The organism is Amycolatopsis pittospori, assembly GCF_013870525.1.
Lineage (GTDB): Bacteria > Actinomycetota > Actinomycetes > Mycobacteriales > Pseudonocardiaceae > Amycolatopsis > Amycolatopsis pittospori.
The window spans coordinates 1-20,205 of record NZ_JACBXD010000061.1; the positions used below are offsets into that span (position 1 = coordinate 1).

Consider the following 20,205-nt stretch of genomic DNA (forward strand, 5'->3'; position numbering starts at 1 on the left):
GCCTACCGGCGCCGGGGCGCCAGACCACGCCGTCTCGTCTTCCTGATCGACGTCTCCGGCTCGATGGGCCCGTACGCCGATTCGTTGCTGCGGTTCGCGCATGTCGTCGCCCGTCGCGCTCCAGGCCGGGTCGAGGTGTTCACGCTGGGTACGCGGCTGACCCGGGTGTCGCGTCAGCTGCGGCTGCGCGACCCCGAGCACGCGATGCTCGCCGCGGCCGCCGCGGTCCCCGATTTCGCGGGCGGCACCAGGCTCGGCGAGACCTTGCGGGCCTTCCTCGACCGCTGGGGACAACGCGGTGTGGCCAGGCGATCCGTGGTCACCGTGTTCTCCGACGGCTGGGAACGGGGCGACCCCGGACTGCTCGCCGAACAGCTCGCCAGGCTGCGACGGCTCGCTCACGTCGTACTCTGGGTTAATCCGCACGCGGGGCGGGCTGGTTACGCTCCCGTGCAGTCCGGCATCGTGGCCGCGCTTCCGTACCTCGATCGGCTGCTGGCCGGGCACAGTTTGGGCACTTTGGAACGACTGCTGGTGGAGATCGCCGATGCGTGACGTACTGGATGAACTGCACCGCCGCTGGGCCGCCGGGGAGACGGTGGGGGTCGGCACGGTGGTGGCGACGTTTTCGTCGGCACCCCGGAGCCCGGGAGCCGCGATGCTCGTCGCCCCGGACGGCACGGTCACCGGCAGCGTCTCCGGTGGCTGCGTCGAAGGCGCCGTCTACGAACTCGCGCAGCAGGTGGTCGCCGATCGCGCGCCGGTGCTGCAGCGCTACGGCGTCACCGACGACGACGCGTTCGCGGTGGGGCTGACCTGCGGCGGGATCATCGACATCTACGTCCAGCACGTCGACCGCGACTCGATGCCGGAACTCGGCGACGTCGTCGAATCGGTCCACAATGGACAGCCGGTCGCCGTGGTCACCGTGATCGAGCACGAACGGGAAGGGCTGGTCGGTGAGCATCTGATCGTCTGGCCGGACCGGGTCGCCGGTTCGCTCGGCTCGTCGCGGATGGACGACGCCGTCGTCGACGACGCGCGCGGCATGCTCGTCGGCGGCCGCACCGGAACGCTGCACTACGGGCCGGACGGGCAACGACGTGGTGAGGGGATGACGGTCTTCGTCAACTCCTTCGAGCCACCCGCGCGCCTGCTGGTCTTCGGCGCGATCGACTTCGCCGCCGCGATGGCGAAGATGGGCGCGTACCTCGGCTACCAGGTCACGGTGTGCGACGCGCGGCCCGTGTTCGCGACGAAGAGCCGGTTCCCCGACGCGCACGAGGTCGTCGTCGACTGGCCGCATCGCTACCTGAAGGCCGAGGCCGACGCGGGCCGGATCGACGGCCGGACCGCGATCGCCGTGCTGACCCACGATCCCAAGTTCGACGTGCCGCTCCTGGAGGTCGCGTTGCGGCTCGACGTCGGTTATGTCGGCGCGATGGGCTCCCGAAAGACCCACGACGACCGCTTCGCGCGGCTTCGCGAAGCCGGAGTCACCGAAGCGGAACTGGAGCGGTTGTCCTCGCCGATCGGCCTCGACCTCGGCGCGCGGACGCCGGAGGAGACCGCGGTGTCGATCGCGGCGGAGATCATCGCGCTGCGGTGGAGCGGCACGGGGTCGCGGCTCGCCGCCCTCACCGGCCGGATCCACGGCTGACGCCGGGCACCGGGACAGCCTGACTCGATTTGACGATTTCGAACGCGGGCAGCGTTTCGAACCGTTTGACGTGCTCGGTGAACAGCTCTCGGGAGAACGCCCTGCTCGCCTTGAGATCCTGGGTGAGCAGGACGACGACGTAGTCCCATTGCCCCACGATGCTGTAGCAGTGCTGCACACGGGGTTCGGCCAGCATGCGCGCGCGGAAAGCGTCGTGATGCGCGACGTCGTCGTCGGTCAGCGCGATCAGGATGACCGATGTCATGCCGGCGCTCAGCGCTTCGGGATCGAGGACCGCGACCTGCGCGCGGATCACGCCCGCCGCGCGCAACCGGGTCAGCCTGCGCTGGACCGCGCTCGGGGAAAGGCCGACGGCGTCGCCGAATTCGTGCAGCGGGCGGGCCGCGTCGGCCTGGACGAGGTCCAGCAGGAGGTAGTCGATCTCGTCGAGCGTCACGCAAGATTTTTGCACGAGGGCGGGAAACTTTACAATCGCGATGCTCGGCTTCCGTCCTAGCGTGACGGTCATGAACGACATCGACCTGCGGCTGGACCGCGTCGCGGAAGCGGCGAAGGTGATCGACCCCGTTTTCCTGAACTCCCCGCAGTACAGCGACGAACAGCTGAACGCCCGGCTCGGACGGCGTGTGCTGGTGAAGATCGAGACGCTGAACCCGTTGCGCAGTTTCAAAGGCCGGGGCGCGGATTACTACGCCGCCGGATTGGCGCCGGGGACCACGATGGTGTGCGGAACCAGCGGCAACTTCGGGCAGGCCGTCGCGTTCGCGGCCCGGAAGCACGGCCTGCGGGCCGAGATCTTCGTCCGCGCCGACATCTCGCCGATCAAACTGCGGCGGATGAAGACCCTGGGCGCGCGGGTGCGCCGGGTCGAAGGCGAGGCGAAGGTCGCCGCGGCCGCCTTCGCCGCCGAAGCACCTGACCGCGTCTTCGTGGTCGACGGCCGCGAGCCCGCGATCTCCGAAGGCGCGGGCACGATCGGCCTGGAACTGGCGCGGGAGAGTGAGATCGACACCGTCGTGCTCCCGGTCGGCGACGGCGCGCTGATCGCCGGGGTGGCGCTCTGGATCAAGGCGCACGCGCCACACGTCCGGATCGTCGGCGTCGGCGCCGAATCGGCCCCGGCCATGGCGAAGAGCTGGCGGGCGGGCGAATCGATCACCGTCGACCGGGCGAACTCGTTCGCCGCCGGGATCTCGATCCGGACCCCGGAACCGGAATCCGTGCGGCGGCTGCGGTCCCTCGTCGACGACTTCGTGCTGGTCGGCGACGCCGATCTGCGGGCGGCCATGCGGCTGGGCGCGGAAACACTCGGCGTCGTCCCCGAACCCGCGGGCGCCGCCGGTCTGGCCGCGCTGACCGTGCACGAAATCCTGGGGGAGTTCGCCGCGACCGTGGTGACGGGGGCGAACGCCGATCTTTCGGTGCTCGGCCTGACGGGCTGATCCGGCGGCGGGGTGGCCGGATCAGCCGGCCGGATCAGCCGGTCGGCTCAACGACGTCAGTCGATCAGCGCCTCGACCACCCCGCGCTCCGGCTGGTGTGCTCGGATGATGTTGCTGAGACGCACCTTGACGGTGTTCGCCGCCATCGGCCTCCTCCTCGCCCCGGTCACCGCGCAGACCGCGACCGCGGAACCGGCGAAGCAGACCACCGCGCAAACCGCGGACGCCCCAGCGGGCAGGCTCACCGAATGCTCGGAAGCCGATCGCCACGGTGACAAACGGCTCGGCCCGGAGAAACTTCCCCTCCTGGGCGACGTCGGCTTCCAGCTCATCGGCTACCGCCGCACCGGCGCTTTGACGGAGCAGCGTTTCCTCGACACCTACTACGACCCGGCGGCGTCTTCGTGGCGCTATCCGCCGAAGAACGGCTACGTCCTGCGCCCCGACGGGACGCCCATCCAGTACGTGATCACGTTGACGCCGGGCAAGCGGATCGACCGTTACGGCAGTGAGTACGGCTCGTTCCTCGCGCCGAAGGGCTCCCCGTACGCTTCGAGGGCGATCCCGCCGCAGAGTCTCGATTCCACGCCGGCCGCGAGCTGCAACTATCACGCCTATCGGGTGACGAAGTCGTTCGCCGTCCACTCCGGTCCGATCGCCGCCTGGTTCGCCCAGCCGGGTGGTGGGCTCCAGTACCAAGTGGACGGTGCGTTGCTGCCCGGCTCACCGGGGCCGGTCAACGTCGGATGGTTGATCGCCAACGGATTTCTCGAGCGATTGAAGTAATCGTCACAAAACCGCGTTTGCGGTGAAAATCCTTCGACCACAACGCATCTGCGGACCCGGCCGGGAACCACCCCCTGGTGGGGGTTGTCCCGGCCGGGCAGAAGTAGCACGCTCGGTTGTGAGTCCGATCACGGTCGCCCCGGGGTCGGTCCGTGACAACCGAATGACTGGCCGATCCCGAACGACCCCGGACCCAGCGCGGGGTTTCTCTTGCTTTTGGAGGCCTGATGCGCATCACCGTCAACGTCGACGGCACCAGCTACACAGACGACGTCGAGCCCCGCACCCTCCTCGTGCACTATCTGCGCGAACGGGTCGGGAAAGTGGGCACCGTGGTCGGTTGCGACACCAGCAACTGCGGCGCCTGCACCGTCCATCTCGACGGGCACAGCGTGAAATCCTGTTCGGTACTGGCGGTTCAGGCCGACGGCTGCGAGATCACCACGATCGAGGGACTCGCCCGTGACGGCCAGTTGCATCCGGTGCAGAAGGCCTTCCACGAGAACCACGCCCTGCAGTGCGGGTTCTGTACCCCCGGCATGATCATGCAGTCGATAGACCTGCTCGCCGACAATCCCGATCCGGACGAAAAGGCCGTCCGGGAAGGACTCGAAGGAAACCTGTGCCGCTGCACGGGTTACCAGAACATCGTCCGCGCGGTCCGCGACGCCGCCCACCACATGCGACCCGGTGCCGGTCCCGAAGCCGAACGGCTCGCCTCGGACACCGCTTCCCGCGTCGGCGCGGGTGGTGAGTGATGACCTCCACGATCGAACCGGAGGTCGGCAAGGCCCGTCGCCGCAAGGAGGACGAACGCCTCATCACCGGCCGCACGCGCTGGACCGACAACATGACACTGCCCGGGATGCTGCACCTCGCGGTGCTCCGCAGCCCGTTCGCGCACGCCAAGATCGTCTCGATCGACACTTCAGAAGCGAAGTCCGCGCCGGGGGTGGTCGCCGTCTACACCGGCAAGGACCTCGACCCGGAAAGCGCCATCGGCATGCCGTGCGCGTGGCCGATCACGCCGGACATGAAGTCGCCGAGGCGGCCGATCCTCGCGTCGGACACGGTGAACTTCGCCGGTGAAGGTGTCGCGGTGGTCGTCGCCCGGACGTCGGCCGAAGCACACGACGCGCTCGAAGCGATCGACGTCGAGTACGACGAACTCCCGGTCGTCCTCGGCCTCGAGAACGCGCTCGCCGAGGGCGCGCCGCTGGTGCACGAAGACCTCGGTACCAACCAGAACGCCGTCTGGGTCTTCGATTCCGCGGACGCTGGAACGGGATCGAACGTAGAGGACGCGATCTCGAACGCCGAGGTCGTGGTCAAACGCCGCTTCCGTCAGCAGCGGCTGGTGCCGGCGTTCATGGAACCGCGGGCGTGTGTCGTCGACCCGACCGGCAACCAGCTGGTCATGTGGTCGGCCACCCAGGTTCCGCACATCCTCAAGACGATGACCGCGGCCACGCTCGGCATCCCCGAGCACAAGGTCCGCGTGATCGCGCCGGACGTCGGCGGCGGCTTCGGCGGCAAGATCGCCGTGCTGCCCGAGGAGATGATGTCGACGCTGATCGCGCAGCGGCTCGGCAAACCGGTCAAGTGGACCGAAACCCGGTCGGAGACGATGGTCGCCGCGCACCACGGCCGCGACCAGATCCAGGACCTCACCATCACCGCGAACCGCGACGGCACGGTGACCGGCCTCAAGGTCGAACTGCTCGCCGACATGGGCGCGTATCTCGGTCTCGTCGGGCCCGGTGTGCCGATCCTCGGCGCGTTCATGTTCAACGCCATCTACAAGTTCCCGGCGTACCACTTCTCCTGCACCAACGTGTTCACCAACACCACGCTCACCGACGCCTATCGCGGCGCCGGGCGGCCGGAGGCCACGTTCGGGATCGAGCGGATCATGGACGAGCTCGCCGTCGAGCTGGGCATGGATCCGATGGAGCTCCGCGAGAAGAACTGGATCAAGCACGAGGAATTCCCGTTCACCACGGTGGCCGGGCTGACCTACGACTCGGGCGACTACGAGGCCGCCACCGCCAAGGCCAAGGAACTGTTCGACTACGACGGCCTCCGCCGGGAACAGAAGGAGCGGCGGGAATCCGGCGACTCCGTCCAGCTCGGCATCGGTATCTCGACGTTCACCGAGATGTGCGGCCTCGCGCCGTCGCGAGTACTCGGCTCGCTCGACTACGCGGCGGGTGGCTGGGAGCACGCGGAGATCCGGGTGCTGCCGACCGGCAAGATCGAGGTCATCACCGGCGCCTCCGCGCACGGCCAGGGCCACGAGACGGCGTGGAGCCAGATCGTCGCCGACAAACTCGGCGTCCCGTTCGAGGACATCGAGGTCATCCATGGCGACACCCAGTCCTCGCACAAGGGCATGGACACCTACGGCTCCCGGTCGCTGGTGGTCGGCGGGATCGCGGTCGTCAACGCGGCGGACAAGGTGCTCGCCAAGGCGAAGCCGATCGCGGCGCACCTGATGGAGTGCTCCGAGGACGACCTCGAGTTCGAGGCGGGCAAGTTCTCCGTCAAGGGCACGGATTCCTCGACGTCCATCCAGGACATCGCGTGGGCGGTGTTCTCGGCGCACAACCTGCCCGACGGTGTCGAACCCTCACTGGATTCGGCGGACACGTTCGATCCGGAGAACTTCTCGTTCCCGCACGGCACGCATCTGTGCGCGGCCGAGGTGGACACCGAGACCGGGCGCGTGAAGCTGCGCTCCTACGTCTGCGTCGACGACGTGGGCGTGGTGGTCAACCCGCTGATCGTCGAAGGCCAGGTACACGGCGGGCTCGCGCAGGGCATCGCGCAGGCGCTGTTCGAGGAGGCCGTCCACGACGAAGGCGGGACGCTGACCACCGGGACGTTCGCCGACTATCTCCTGCCGTCGGCGGCCGATCTGCCCAGCTTCACCACCGACCGCACCGAGACGCCGTCGACGACGAATCCGTTGGGCGCCAAGGGAGTCGGCGAGGCGGGCACGATCGCCTCGACCCCGGCCGTGGTCAACGCGGTGGTCGACGCCGTCCGGCAGTTCGGGGTGAACGACATCGAAATGCCGCTGACCCCGATGCGGGTCTGGCATGCGATCCAGCATCAGACGACCGCGGAAGGCGGTCTGGGTTCCGAAGCCGGTGGCGGTCTCGGTTCGATCGACGCTTCCGGAGGTGCCCAGTGATCCCCGCTCCCTTCGAGTACGTCGCTCCGTCCACAGTGGACGAAGCGGTGAACGCCCTCGCCGAAGCGGGCGAGGACGCCAAGGTGCTGGCCGGCGGGCAGAGTCTGCTGCCGGTGCTGAGGATGCGGCTCGCCACGCCGACCACGCTGATCGACCTCGGGAAGGTCGGCGAGCTGCGCGGTGTCCGCGAAGACGGCGACGTGCTGTTCATCGGCTCGATGACCACGCATTACGACGTCCAGCGGGACGCGCTGGTCGCCGAGCACGCCGCGCTGCTGAAGGCCGCCACCGACACGGTGGCCGATCCGCAGATCCGCCATCGCGGCACGTTCGGCGGCGCCATCGCGCACGCTGATCCCGCCGGTGACCTGCTGGCGCCGGTCCTCGCGCTCGGCTGCGAACTCGTCGTCGCCGGGCCGAACGGGCGGCGGACGGTCGCCGCGGCGGACTTCTTCCAGGACATGTTCACCACCGCGCTCGCCGCGGACGAGATCCTGGTCGAGGTCCGCGTGCCGAAGCACACCGGCTGGAGTGCTCACTACGAGAAGTTCAACCGGGTCGCCCAGGCGTGGTCGATGGTCGCGGTCGCGGCCTGCGTCCGGACCGAGGCGGGCACCATCGAGGAGGCGCGCGTCGCGCTCACCAACATGGGCTCGACGCCGGTGCGGGCGGCCGGGGTCGAGGCGGCACTGGTCGGTGTCCCGGCCACCGCCGAAGCGATCCGCGGCGCGGCCGAACGCGCGGCCGAAGGTACGAACCCGACGGCGGACGGCAACTCCGACGTCGCGTACCGGCAGCATCTCGCCAGGGTGCTGACCGGCCGGGCGGTCCTCGCCGCGGCCGGTTCCTGAACGACGCGAGCCTGAAGTAAGCAGGAAGGGAGGTCGGCCCGTGCGGCTCGACCACGAATTCACCGTTCCCGCCCCGGTCGACGAGGTCTGGAAGGCCGTCGTCGACCCGGAAAGGGTGGCGCCGTGCATGCCGGGCGCCACCATCACCGAAGTCGACGGGGACGCCTTCAAAGGCACGGTGAAGGTCAAGCTCGGGCCGATCTCCCTCCTCTACAAGGGAGCCGGCCATTTCGTCGAGAAGGACGCCGACGCCAAGAAGGTGGTGATCAAGGCGTCCGGCAAGGACGCCCGCGGCGCGGGTACCGCGTCGGCGACCGTGACGCTCACGCTGGCCGAAAAGGACGGCGTCACGCACGGCGCCGTCTCCACGGAGCTCGCGGTCACCGGCAAACCCGCGCAGTTCGGGCGCGGGCTGATCTCCGAGGTCGGCGGCAAGATCCTCGACTCGTTCGCGGAATGCCTGGCCGGCAAGCTCGGTACGAAGGCCGAACCGGAACCGGAGAAGCCCGCTGCACCCGAGCGGCCACCGCTCAAGGCCGTCAAACCGGTGACGGAGGGCGAGGCGATCGATCTGATGGAGTACGCGGGCGAGTCGGTGGTCAAACGGCTCGCTCCGGTGCTGGTGGCGGTCGCCGGGGTGCTCGTGATCGTCGCGATCGTCCGCGCGCTGAAACGATGACTGTGACCCATACCGCGAAATAGTGGGAATCCCCTGCCGTTGAACCGGGTATGAAGGCGGATCACGAAGTCGACGTGGCGGTGATCGGGGCGGGCCAGGCCGGTCTGTCGGCGGCGTATCACCTGCGCCGCGCGGGGTTCGCGAACGAGTCGGGTTTCGTCGTGCTCGACCACGGCAAACGTCCCGGCGGCGCGTGGCAGTACCGCTGGCCGTCGCTGGTGGTGGAGAAGGTCCACGGCATCTACGACCTCCCGGGGATGGCCTTCGGTACGCCTGACCCGAAGCTCCCCGCGGCAGAGGTCGTTTCGGAGTACTTCGGCCGTTTCGAGCGCACCTACGACCTGCCGGTCCACCGTCCCGTCGACGTCCTGTCGGTGAGCGGTGAGGACGACCGGCTCGTGGTCGCCAGCGCGACCGAGACGTGGGCCGCCCGTGCGGTGATCAGCGCGACCGGCACCTGGGACCGGCCGTTCTGGCCGTACTACCCGGGCCAGGAGACCTTCCGCGGCCGCCAGCTGCACACCGCCGACTACACCGGCGTCGGCGACTTCCGCGGCAAGCGCGTCGTCGTGGTCGGCGGCGGTTCCTCGGCCGTGCAACTGCTCATGGAGATCGCGCCCTTCGCCCACTCGACGCGCTGGGTGACGCGGCGTCCGCCGGTCTGGCGCGACGAGCCGTTCAGCGAGGACTGGGGCCGCGAAGCCGTCGCCAGGGTCGACGAGCGGGTCCGCGAAGGTCTCCCGCCGAAGAGCGTCGTGAGCGTGACCGACCTGGCCGTGACACCCGAAGTGCGGGTGGCGATGGACGCGGGGATCCTCGACCGCCACCCGATGTTCGAGCGGATCACCCCGGACGGCGTGGTGTGGGCGGACGGCACGGCCGAACCCGTCGACGTCATCCTGTGGGCCACCGGTTTCCGCGCCGCCATCGACCATCTCGCGCCGTTGCGCCTGCGTGGCTCCGGAGGCGGGATCCGGATGGACGGCACCAGGGTCGTCGCCGAACCGCGGCTGCACCTGGTCGGTTACGGCCCCTCGGCCAGTACCGTCGGCGCGAACCGGGCGGGCCGCGCGGCCGTCACCGAGATCCGGCGCCTGCTCGGCCGCTGAGTTCGTCGAGGATGTCGACTTACCACGGTCCGCTGCGCGCACACGTTGCGAAAGCCACTTTCACAACCTTCAACGTTGCGAAAGTGGCTTTCACAACGCCTCCCGTGAGGCCGGTCGATCAATTCCGGAGGCGCGTCGGCGGCTGCCCGATGGGGCGGCGAAGATCGCGCACAAAGGTGATCCGAATGCCGGTTCATCGGGTGAATCCGAGACTTGACAGAGAATTAAGAAGGGAAACCTTGCCGACACCGTGGCCGTCGGTCAGGGTGGTGGGTGGTTCTGACACACCAGGGGGAGTGGAAACAGATGACCATCGTCGACTCGCGCTCGGCAACCCGGCACGCGGGCACCAGGCCGCATGCCGGATGGCACACCGGGCCGGGAAATTCGACCGGCCGGGCAGGGGGCACCAATCACGCCGAACGCGTTTTCCGGGTCCAGCAGGCGTTCGCCGAACTCGGCGGCGGAATCCGCGGCCTCGCCGAACTGACCAAGGCCTCCGGGGTCGACGACTCCGCGGTGCACCGCATCCTGCGTTCGGGCGTGGCCCACGGGACGTTCGTGCGCGTCGGCCGGGGCCGGTACCGCCTCGGGCCGGCGGCCGCGAAACTCGGGATCGAAGCACTGGAACAGGGCGTCGATCGCGCGTCGCTCGATCTGATCCTGAACCGGCTTCGCACCAAGACCGGCGACGGGCTCGCGTTCCTCTACGGCCTGACCAGGCTCGGCGGAGTGCAACGCCAATGCGTCGAAATGGCGGTGGGCGGCTCCGATCTGACCGAGATCGGGCTGTCCCCGCGGGAACTGCTGGCCTCCCACCGATCCCTGCGCGTCGGCGCGTCGGGCCGGGCGATCCTGGCCTTCCTGCCCGAGTCGGTCCAGCAACGCGTCGCGGACGAGCCGGTCCCGGACGGGATGGGGCCGGGCGCGTACCGCGATCGCGCGCGGCTGCTCGGTTCGCTGGCGGAGATCCGCGCGAAGGGCTACGCGATCGGCCTCGAAGAATGCGCCCGGGGCTGGAACTCCTTCGCCGCGCCGGTGCTGTGGGGCGACGTCGTCGCCGGCGCCGTCACGGTGATGGTGCCCGCGCCGATCTCGGCGTCCCTCGGCACGCACGTGGACGCGGTGCGCTCGGCGGCCACCGCCGTACAGCGGCTCATGCTCGACCACTGAGTTCGCCGATCAGTCCGTGAAGGCCTCCTTCCCTACCTTGAGAGTAGGGAAGGAGGCCTTCACGGCGTTTCCGGTCCGAGGGTAACGCGGAGCGGTACCTCTACCTGCTTTCCAGTTCGCGAAAAATGTTTCGGATAAGCCCTTTCTCGCCACACGAGAAAGGAGACCCATCTCATAAATCCTGTTCTCTCGTGACCAGAGAAACCCCAGCTGGGAGCGGTTTTCGCGAGGTTGACCCCGATAACCTGCGGATTGTTTGATGAGGTGGCCGCCGGGACCCGCGATCCGGATCGGGGAAATCCCAGGCGGTTTTGCCCCGGCTGGTATCTCGGGATGTCCACGCCACTCCTTTGATCGGGGGATCAGGAGTAGCGCATCGACACCGTACCTTTCGCCAGGCGTGGTGTGTGACTACGAAATTCGTAATGGGGGAGGACCATGCCTAGGGAAAAGACTATGACGTCTACCGAGAACGTCTCACCATTCCACCGCATCCGTTCCAGTACCTGCCTTCCGGACATGCTCGGACACTGGTCGAGAACGCAGCCGGAAGCGCTCGCCGTCGTCGACGGCGAACGGGAACTGACCTACCGACGACTCGAAGAAGCGAGTGCGGAACTCGCCGTACACCTCACGGGCCTGGGGATCGGGGCGGACGACCCCGTCGGCCTCTACGTCGAGCCTTCCGCGGACCTGATGGTCGGCGCGTGGGGCATTCTCGCCGCCGGAGCCGCCTATCTGCCGCTCTCTCCGGAGTATCCCGAAGACCGGCTCCGGTACATGCTCGACGACAGTGGCACCGGCGTCGTCGTCACCCAACCGCACCTGGCCGAACGGCTCGCCGGCCTCGTGCCCGCCGGGACGCGGATCGTCTCCGTCGACGACGGCCGCGGCGTGAAAGGCCAGGTCCCGCCCGGACCCCGACCGGATTCGCTCGCCTACGTCATCTACACCTCCGGTAGCACCGGAAGGCCGAAGGGCGTGATGATCGAGCACCGCAGCGTCGTGTCCCAGATGCGCTGGCTGCAGGCGTGCGGTCATCTGGTCCCTGGGGTCACGGTGCTGCAGAAGACGCCGATGAGTTTCGACGCCGCGCAGTGGGAGATCCTGGCGCCCGCCGCGGGCGCTCGCGTGGTCATGGGCGCGCCGGGCAGTTTCCGTGATCCCGAAGCCCTGATCGACATCGTGGTGAAGCACGACGTCACCTCGCTGCAGTGCGTCCCGACGCTGCTGCAGGCGCTGCTCGACACGGAACGCTTCGCGACCTGCACCTCGCTGCGGAAGCTGTTCTCCGGCGGCGAGGCGCTTTCCCGGCAGCTGGCCAAGGAACTCGCCCGCGAGCTGCCGTCGGCCCGGCTGGTGAATCTCTACGGCCCCACCGAATGCACGATCAACGCGACCGCCCATCTCGTCGATCCGGACACGATCGAGGAGAGCCCCGGGATGATCTCGATCGGTGTGCCGGTCGACAACACCCAGTGCTTCGTGCTCGACACCGACCTGGCTCCGGTCGACATCGGGGAGACGGGCGAGCTGTACATCGGCGGCGTCCAGCTGGCCCGCGGCTACCTGAACCGGCCGGAGCAGACGCGCGAGCGCTTCGTGCCGAACCCGTTCGTGCCGACCGAACGCCTCTACCGCACCGGTGACCTCGCCTACTGGAACCCCGACGGCACCATCCAGTTCGTCGGCCGCGCCGACAACCAGGTCAAACTGCGCGGGTACCGCGTCGAACTGGACGAGATCACCGTGGCCATCGAGGAGCACACTTGGGTGCGCCGGGCCGCGGCGGTGGTGACCGACGACGCGCGGACCGGGTCGAAGTCGCTCGTCGCCTGTGTCGAGCTGAACCCACGCGAAGCCGCGCTGATGGACCAGGGCAACCACGGCGGGCACCACCAGTCCAAGGCCAGCAAACTGCAGGTCAAGGCGCAGTTGTCCCATCCGGGCGTGCGTGACACGGCGGGCCTTCCGGCGATCCCGTTGCCGGGTAGGCAAGAGACCGGCTATCAGCGGCGCGAGGTCTTCGCTCGCAAGACCTATCGCTACTACGAGGGTGGCGCGGTCACCCGTGACGACCTCACGGCGCTCCTGACCCCGGGGCCGGTCAGTGAGTACTCGCGCGAACCCGGCGAGCTCTCGTTCGCCGAACTGGGCGAGCTGCTGCGGTGGTTCGGCCGGTTCCAGAGCGAGGAACGGCTGCTCTCGAAGTACTCCTACGCGTCGCCGGGCGCGCTGTACGCGACACAGCTGTACCTGGAGACAAGCGGTCTCGACGGGCTCGGCGCCGGGGTCTACTACTACCACCCTGTCGACCACGTCTTGGTCCGCGTCGCCGACGGCACGGGCGACGGGCACGCGGTGCACTTCATCGGCCGCACCGGCGCCATCGAACCGGTGTACAAGAACAACATCCGCGAGGTCCTCGAATTCGAGGCCGGGCACATGGTCGGCGTTTTCGAGGAGATCCTGCCCGGTTACGGCCTCACGATCAGCCCGTCGGCGTTCGACCCGCTGGTGGCCGTCCGCGTCGGCGCCGCCGGGGACGACCACTATCTCGGCACGTTCTCCCTGCACGGCAACGACGGCGAGCCGCGACGGGACGACACCGAACTGTTCGTCCAGGCTCATCCCGGCCGGGTCGAGGGGCTGCCCGCCGGCACCTACCGGTGGCGGGACGGGGACTTCGAGCGGCTCTCCGACAAGCTGATCGAATCCAAACACGTGATCGCGATCAACCAACAGGTCTACGGCCGCGCGGGTTTCGGCATCACCGCCGTCAGCCGCACGAGCGACGAGTGGCTCGAATACATCGGCCTCGGCACGAAGCTGCATCACCTGCAGCGCAACGGTTCGGCGCTGGGCTTCATGTCCTCGGGCTACAGTTCGAAGACCGGCAACCCGTTGCCCGCCGCCCGGCGGATCGACGACATCCTCGCCGGGCAAGGGATCGCGCCCGGGCCGTCGTACTTCTTCGTCGGCGGCAAGGTCAGCGCCGAGCAGATGCGCAGCGAGGGCATGCGCGAGGACGCCGTCCACATGAAGGGCCCGGCCGAGATCATCCGGGACGAACTGGCCCAGATCCTGCCCGACTACATGATCCCCAACCGGGTACTGGTGCTGAACGAATTGCCCTTGACCGCCAACGGAAAGGTCGACGCGCACGCGCTGGCCGAGACCGACGCGGTCCGTTCGGCCAACGGCGACACGCCTTACGTCGCACCGTCGACGAGTCACGAGCGGTGGCTGGCCGAGGTATGGGGCAAGGCGCTGAAGTACGACGACGTCTCGGTGGAGGACGACTTCTTCGCCGCCGGCGGGAACTCGTTGACCGCGGTCTCCCTGGTGAACCGGATCAACCGCGAGTACGGCACCCGGCTGCCGTTGCAGGTCGTCTTCGAGAGCCCGAAACTCGGCGACCTCGCCGCTCGCATCGGCGAGGACTCCGGCACGCCGTCGTCGCGGCTGGTTCCGTTGGCGAACGGGGGCGGCAGCCCGGTGTTCTGCTGGCCGGGTCTCGGCGGCTACCCGATGAATCTGCGGCTGCTGGCGGGCGAAACCGGCCTGGGGCGGTCGTTCTACGGCGTCCAGGCGCACGGGATCAACGCGGGCGAGACGCCGTATGCCACTGTCGAGGAGATGGCGAAGGCCGACGTCGCCGAGATCCGGCGCGTCCAGCCGGAGGGCCCGTACACGCTGTGGGGCTACTCGTTCGGCGCGCGGGTCGCCTTCGAGACGGCGTGGCAGCTGGAACAGCAGGGGCAGCGGGTCGAGAACCTGTTGCTGATCTGCCCCGGCAACCCGGAGCTCTCGGGCGGTGGGGAGCGGGTGGCGAGCTACACGAACCCGGGCTACCTGACGATCCTGCTGTCGGTCTTCGTCGGGTCGATCTCCGGGCCGGAAACGCTCGCCTGCCGGGAAACGGTCCGTGACGAGGACGGCTTCGTGGCGTTCGTGGCGAACCTGATGCCCGCGCTGGACGAACAGCTGATCCGCCGGATCGTCGGGATCGTCGAGGAGACCTACGAGTTCGACTACAGCTTCCGCGAACTCGCCCGGCGCCGGATCGCGGCGCCCGTGACCCTCTTCAAGGCCGTCGGCGACGACTACTCGTTCGTCGAGAACAGCTCCGGCTATTCGGCCACACCGCCCGAGGTGATCACGCTCGAAGGCGATCACTACAGCGTCCTCAAGGAAACCGGGGTCGCCGAACTGGTTTCGGCGATCCGCGCCCGGCTCGAGCGATGACCAGCGAAGGAGAGAACGTGCCGCACGTCCACATCAGACACTTCCCGAAGGACTTCACCGACGAAGGAAGGCAACGGCTCGCCACGGCGCTCACCGCCGTCGTCACCGCGCATTTCGGCACCTACGACGGGGCGGTCTCGATCGCGCTCGAACCGGTGCCCGCCGAGGACTGGACCGAGACCGTCGTGGTCCCGGAGATCCAGGGCCGTGCCGATCTCGTCATCAAGAAACCCGCCTACGCGAAGGAGAACCAGTCGTGACCGATTCCCTCGGCCCCCGCCTCAAGGTCGGTGTCGTCGTCCCGTCGACCAACACCTCGGCCCAGCCGGAACTGGACGCGATGCGCCCGGACGGCGTCACCAACCACACCGGCCGGATGGTGATCAACGACGACTCGATGGTCGACGAGCCCGGCTTCGACCACGTCATGCACAGCATCCGGAAGTCGACGCATCCGGCGATCCAGAGCGTCGCCGGCTGCGACCCGCACTGCGTGATCGTCGGGGTCTCGCCGGAAAGCTATTGGGAGGGGCCGGAATCGCACGGCCGTGTCCTCGACTCGATGCGGGAGGCCGCCGGTGGCCGCCCGGTGACGATGAGCCCGGACGCGATCAAGGCCGCGCTCGCGGCCCACGACGTCCGCCGGATCGCGGTCATCACGCCGTACCTGCCCGTCGGCGACGATTCGGTCAGCCGTTTCTTCAAAGACAGCGGCTACGACCTGCTGCGCGTCCAGGGGCTCGGGATGCCCAGCCCGGCCAAGATCTCCCACGTCTCCGAGACCGAACTCCGGGACGCGGTCAAGGAGATCGACAGCGCCGACGTCGAGGCGATCGTCCAGGTCGGCACCAACGTCGCCATGATGCGCCTCGCCGCGGCCGCCGAGTTCTGGCTCGGCAAACCGGTCATCTCGAACAACGCCGTCCTGTACTGGCACGCCCTGCGCCAGAACGGCGTCGCCGACCGCGTCCGCGGTTTCGGCTCCCTGCTGTCGGACCACTGAACACCACCAGAGGAGAGAGATCCGTGAGTAGTACTGGCAACACCGAAACGGCCGTTCTCGGCCAGAACCCGGCGGCCGCGTCCGACAGGTTGCCGGTGGGGAAGCTCCTGGCGTTCACCACCGCCGGCTTCCTCGCGATCATGACCGAGACCATGCCCGCCGGCCTGCTCCCCGCGATCGGTGACGGGCTGTCGGTGTCCGAAGGGCTGGCGGGCCAGTTCGTCACCCTTTACGGCATCGGCTCGGCGGTGGCCGCGATCCCGGTGATCGCCGCGACCCGGCGGCTCAACCGGCGGGCGCTGCTGCTGTTCGCGGTGGCGGGCCTGCTGGTGTTCAACACGATCACCGCGTTGTCGGCCAGCTACTCCTTCACCCTGGGCGCCCGGTTCGTCGCCGGGATGGCGGCGGGCGTGATCTGGGGCGTGCTGGCCGGGTACGCGCGGCAGCTGGTGCCCGCGCATCTGCAGGGCCGAGCACTCGCCGTCGTCGGGGTCGGGCAGCCGATCGCGCTGGCCTTCGGTGTCCCGCTGGGCACCTGGCTGGGCTCGCTCTTCGACTGGCGGGGCGTCTTCTGGATCATGTCCGCGGTCGCGCTCACGCTCATGGTGTGGATCCGCACCCTCGTCCCGGACCTGCCCGGTCAGGACGCGGAGCGGCGGAAGCCGATCCGGGAGATCTTCCTGACCCCGGGTGTGCGGTCCGTGCTGCTGGTGATCTTCCTGTGGATCCTCGCGCACAACGTCCTCTACACCTACATCGCGCCGTTCGTCGCGGAAGCGGGTCTGGGCGGCCGCGTCGACGTCGTGCTGCTGGTGTTCGGCGCTTCGGCGATCGTCGGTATCTGGGGTACCGGGGTGCTGGTCGACCGGCGGCTGCGCGCTGTCACGCTCGCGAGCCTCGCCGGCTTCGCGCTCGCGACGCTGATCCTCGGCATCGGGCACGACTCCCCGGTCGCGATCTTCGCCGGCGTCATCGCCTGGGGCATCACCTTCGGCGGCGCGCCCACCCTGCTGCAGACCGCGATCGCGGACGCGGCCGGTGACGGCGCCGACGTCGCGCAGTCCATGCTCGTGACGATCTTCAACCTCGCCGTCGCGGGCGGCGGCCTGGTCGGCGGGCTGCTGCTGGAATCCGCGGGCGTCGTCGCCTTCCCGTGGGTGCTGCTCGTCATGGGACTGCTGGCGCTGGTCACGGTCTGGTTCGCCCGGGCGCACGGGTTCAAACCGGGACATCGCGTTTCTTCCTGACCGGTATTTGACCGATCGTTACAGAACGTGCCATGCTGGCGGCATGCCCCGTCCCAAGGGATTCGATCCCACCGAGGTGCTCGACGCCGCCGTGGGCACGTTCTGGCGCAAGGGTTACGCGGCCACTTCGGCCCAGGACCTGGTCGACGGGACCGGCCTGGGCCGAGGAAGCCTGTACAACACCTTCACCAGCAAGCAGCACCTGTTCCAGGAGGCGCTGCGCCGCTACGAGGAAACCTCCGCCACGCGGGTGGAGGAGATGCTGGCCGGGCCGGGCACGATCCGGGAGCGGATCCGGCGGGTGCTGATGGACGTCGTCGACGACGAGACCGGGGAGCCCTCCGAGCATCGCGGATGCCTCGCCGTCAACGCCGCCCTCGAACTCGGCGGGATCGACGAAGAGGTCACCGCCCGCGTCCGGCACAACTTCGAACGGGTGGAAAACGCGTTCTACGTCGAGTTCGCCGCCGCCCGGCAGGAGGGCGAGATCGGCGCGAACCGGGACCCGCGGGCGTTGGCGCAGTTCGTCCTGGCCGCGATGTACGGCCTGCGGGTACTGGGCAAGACCGCGAACCGGCAGGCGCTGACCCAGGTCGCCGAGACCACGATCCAGGCGTTGTGATGTTCCAGGTTTCGTAGTACCTCGCGCCCGTTTCTTTCACGTGCTCATTCTTTAATGAACGTTCCACAATCGAGGAGTCGCCGTGCCCATCGCGGTCTACGTGCTCGGTCTCACCGTGTTCTGCATCGGGACCACCGAGTTCATGATCTCCGGGCTGCTCCCGGACCTCGCCGGTGATCTCGGCGTCTCGATCCCGGCGGTGGGCTGGCTGATCTCCGGCTACGCCCTCGGCGTCGCGATCGGCGGGCCGATGCTCACGCTGGCCACCCTGCGGGTCAACCGCAAGAACGCGTTACTCGGCCTGCTCGGGCTGTTCGTCGTCGGACAGTTCGTCTGCGCGGTCGCCTCGGACTACGGCACGCTCATGACCGGGCGGGTGGTGGCGGCGCTGGCGCAGGGCGCGTTCTTCGGGATCGGGTCCGTGGTCGCCGTCGACCTCGCCGGCCCCGCCCGCCGCGGCCGGGCACTGGCGATCATGTTCGCCGGGCTGACCGTCGCCAACGTCGTCGGCGTCCCGGCGGGCACGTTCCTGAGCCAGCACGCGGGCTGGCGGTCGAGTTTCTGGGCGGTCGAGGTCCTGGCCGTCCTGGCACTGGCGGGTGTCGCGACGCTGGTTCCCCAGCGTCCCAACGGGCCCTACGCCGGGATCGGGGCCGAGTTCGCGGCCTTCCGCAACGGCCGGGTGTGGGTCGCGCTGAGCACGTCGATGCTCACGCAGGCCGCCGTTTTCTGTTGCTTCAGTTACCTTTCGCCGTTGCTGACGGAGGTGACGGGCTTCCCCGCTGGAGCGGTCCCGTTGCTGCTCGTGCTGTTCGGCGCGGGCTGTCTCGCGGGCAGCTTCATCGGCGGCCGGTTCGCCGACCGGTTCCTGCTGCCGAACCTGTACGTCGGCATCAGCGTCATGGGCGCCGTGCTGGGTTTGCTCGCGCTGACGGCGCAGAGCAAGGTGGTCACCGTCGGCGCGATCGCGCTGTTCGGGATCGCCGCCTTCTCCATCAACCCGGCGCTGCAGGCGCAGGTGATGCGGGAAGCCGGGGACGCGCCGACACTGGCGACCACGACGAACACGTCGGCGTTCAACGTCGGCAACACGATCGGCCCGTGGGTCGGTGGCAGCGCCATCGGCGCCGGACTCGGTTTCACCTCACCCGCCTGGACGGCGGCGCTGCTCGCACTGGCCGGACTGGCCGCGGCGGCGTTGTCCGGGGTACTGCGGCGGCGCGCGGACGCCGTCGGGCAGGAGCGGCGGCCCGAACCGGCCGCCGTCTGAATTCGTCGCTATCCAAGGGAGTGAAGGCAAAGTCATGACGGAATCCGTCGCGGTGCTCGGCACCGGAATCATCGGCGCCCCGGTGGCCCGCAACCTGAGCAAGGCCGGATTCGCCGTCCGGGCCTGGAACCGCACCGCCGCCAAGGCCGAGGCCCTGGCCGGGGACGGCGTGCAGGTCGCCGCCACCGCCGCGGAAGCGGTCGAGGGCGCGCCTGTCGTGGTCACGGTCCTCACGGACGGCCCGGCCGTCCTCGAAGCGATCCGCGCGGCCGCCCCCGCCACCGGCACGATCTGGGTGCAGCTCAGCACCGTCGGCGACGCCGTCGAAGACCTGATCGCGTACGCCGATGAGCAGGGCCTCGTCTTCGTCGACGCCCCGGTGCAGGGCACCCGTCAGCCCGCCGAGCAGGGCGCGCTGATCGTGATGGCGGCGGGCGTGGCCGTCGCACGCGAGAAGGTCCAGCCGCTGTTCGACGCGATCGGCAAGCGCACACTGTGGGTGGGCGAAGACGGCCGCTCCGGCGCCGCGAGCCGCCTCAAGCTGGTGCTGAACACCTGGGTGATCGCGCTGACCCACGGCGTCGGCGAGGCACTCGCGCTGGCCGAAGGCCTCGGTGTCGACCCGCGGCACTTCGTCGACGTCGTCACCGGCGGCCCGATGGACAACGGCTACTTCCAGGGCAAGTCCGCCGCCATCCTCAAGAACGACTACACCACCGCGTTCTCGGTCGACAACGCCGAGAAGGACGCCCGGCTGGTCCTCGAAGCCGCGGCCCGCGCCGGTGTCCGGATGGACGCCGTCGAGGCCGGACGCGCCCGCTTCGCCCGCGCGTCCGAAGCCGGACACGGCGACGAGGACATGGCGGCCGGCTACTTCGCGAGCTTCGACAAGTAACCC

18 protein-coding genes are annotated in these 20,205 nt (G+C 68.9%); 17 read left to right on the forward strand and 1 reads right to left on the reverse strand.

Translation table 11 applies throughout. The annotated features are described in order from the left end of the window. Both H5J31_RS28200 and H5J31_RS28205 read left to right on the forward strand, forming a co-directional pair. A partial coding sequence (locus H5J31_RS28200) for a VWA domain-containing protein (RefSeq protein WP_181775682.1) occupies window positions 1–555 on the forward strand: 555 nt, incomplete at its 5' end. After that, complete coding sequence (locus H5J31_RS28205; protein WP_181775683.1) at window positions 548–1,660, forward strand: XdhC family protein; 1,113 nt, start codon at window positions 548–550, stop codon at window positions 1,658–1,660. The genes H5J31_RS28200 and H5J31_RS28205, both read left to right, overlap by 8 nt. Here H5J31_RS28205 and H5J31_RS28210 read toward each other — a convergent pair. Beyond that, the gene (locus H5J31_RS28210; protein ID WP_181775684.1) at window positions 1,638–2,117 is read right to left on the reverse strand and encodes an Lrp/AsnC family transcriptional regulator; all 480 of its coding nucleotides are present in this window, start codon (window positions 2,115–2,117) and stop codon (window positions 1,638–1,640) included. The two genes, H5J31_RS28205 and H5J31_RS28210, sit on opposite strands and share 23 nt — an antisense overlap. Before the next feature lie 70 nt (window positions 2,118–2,187). Here H5J31_RS28210 and H5J31_RS28215 point away from each other — a divergent pair, with 70 nt between their 5' ends. The 15 genes from H5J31_RS28215 (at window position 2,188) to H5J31_RS28285 (ending at window position 20,202) form a co-directional block, all read left to right on the forward strand. After that, the gene (locus H5J31_RS28215) at window positions 2,188–3,123 is read left to right on the forward strand and encodes a threonine ammonia-lyase (protein WP_236005429.1); all 936 of its coding nucleotides are present in this window, start codon (window positions 2,188–2,190) and stop codon (window positions 3,121–3,123) included. 105 nt (window positions 3,124–3,228) lie between these two features. Then, entirely contained in the window at window positions 3,229–3,909 is a 681-nt protein-coding gene (locus H5J31_RS28220) for a TNT domain-containing protein (protein ID WP_236005430.1), read from the forward strand. 227 nt (window positions 3,910–4,136) lie between these two features. Next, the gene (locus tag H5J31_RS28225; protein ID WP_181775686.1) at window positions 4,137–4,667 is read left to right on the forward strand and encodes a (2Fe-2S)-binding protein; all 531 of its coding nucleotides are present in this window, start codon (window positions 4,137–4,139) and stop codon (window positions 4,665–4,667) included. Further along, window positions 4,667–7,105, forward strand: a complete 2,439-nt coding sequence (locus H5J31_RS28230; protein WP_181775687.1) for a xanthine dehydrogenase family protein molybdopterin-binding subunit — start codon at window positions 4,667–4,669, stop codon at window positions 7,103–7,105. Before H5J31_RS28225 ends, H5J31_RS28230 begins: the two co-directional genes overlap by 1 nt. Further along, window positions 7,102–7,956: an FAD binding domain-containing protein gene (locus H5J31_RS28235; protein ID WP_181775688.1), complete on the forward strand. Its 855-nt coding sequence runs from the start codon at window positions 7,102–7,104 to the stop codon at window positions 7,954–7,956. Before H5J31_RS28230 ends, H5J31_RS28235 begins: the two co-directional genes overlap by 4 nt. 40 nt (window positions 7,957–7,996) lie before the next feature. Then, window positions 7,997–8,635, forward strand: a complete 639-nt coding sequence (locus tag H5J31_RS28240) for an SRPBCC family protein (RefSeq protein ID WP_181775689.1) — start codon at window positions 7,997–7,999, stop codon at window positions 8,633–8,635. 50 nt (window positions 8,636–8,685) lie between these two features. Next, window positions 8,686–9,744 carry an NAD(P)-binding domain-containing protein gene (locus H5J31_RS28245; RefSeq protein ID WP_181775690.1) on the forward strand — a complete coding sequence of 353 codons (1,059 nt, stop codon included), beginning with the start codon at window positions 8,686–8,688 and terminating at the stop codon, window positions 9,742–9,744. 306 nt (window positions 9,745–10,050) lie between these two features. Next, window positions 10,051–10,917, forward strand: a complete 867-nt coding sequence (locus H5J31_RS28250; protein WP_181775691.1) for an IclR family transcriptional regulator — start codon at window positions 10,051–10,053, stop codon at window positions 10,915–10,917. Window positions 10,918–11,373: 456 nt separating this feature from the next. Then, a complete protein-coding gene (locus H5J31_RS28255) occupies window positions 11,374–15,165 on the forward strand; it encodes a non-ribosomal peptide synthetase family protein (protein ID WP_181775692.1) in 3,792 nt (1,263 codons plus the stop codon). Next, on the forward strand, window positions 15,162–15,425 hold the full coding sequence (locus H5J31_RS28260; protein ID WP_207898921.1) for a tautomerase family protein: 264 nt from the start codon (window positions 15,162–15,164) through the stop codon (window positions 15,423–15,425). Before H5J31_RS28255 ends, H5J31_RS28260 begins: the two co-directional genes overlap by 4 nt. Beyond that, window positions 15,422–16,168: a maleate cis-trans isomerase family protein gene (locus H5J31_RS28265; RefSeq protein WP_181775693.1), complete on the forward strand. Its 747-nt coding sequence runs from the start codon at window positions 15,422–15,424 to the stop codon at window positions 16,166–16,168. Before H5J31_RS28260 ends, H5J31_RS28265 begins: the two co-directional genes overlap by 4 nt. A 23-nt stretch (window positions 16,169–16,191) precedes the next feature. Beyond that, window positions 16,192–17,415: an MFS transporter gene (locus tag H5J31_RS28270; protein ID WP_181775694.1), complete on the forward strand. Its 1,224-nt coding sequence runs from the start codon at window positions 16,192–16,194 to the stop codon at window positions 17,413–17,415. Between the two features lie 43 nt (window positions 17,416–17,458). Then, on the forward strand, window positions 17,459–18,037 hold the full coding sequence (locus tag H5J31_RS28275) for a TetR/AcrR family transcriptional regulator (RefSeq protein ID WP_181775695.1): 579 nt from the start codon (window positions 17,459–17,461) through the stop codon (window positions 18,035–18,037). A gap of 82 nt (window positions 18,038–18,119) precedes the next feature. After that, window positions 18,120–19,307 (forward strand): Cmx/CmrA family chloramphenicol efflux MFS transporter, encoded by a 1,188-nt coding sequence (locus tag H5J31_RS28280; protein ID WP_181775696.1) that lies wholly within the window; start codon window positions 18,120–18,122, stop codon window positions 19,305–19,307. 34 nt (window positions 19,308–19,341) lie between these two features. Next, window positions 19,342–20,202 (forward strand): NAD(P)-dependent oxidoreductase, encoded by an 861-nt coding sequence (locus tag H5J31_RS28285; RefSeq protein WP_181775697.1) that lies wholly within the window; start codon window positions 19,342–19,344, stop codon window positions 20,200–20,202. Window positions 20,203–20,205: the final 3 nt, after the last annotated feature.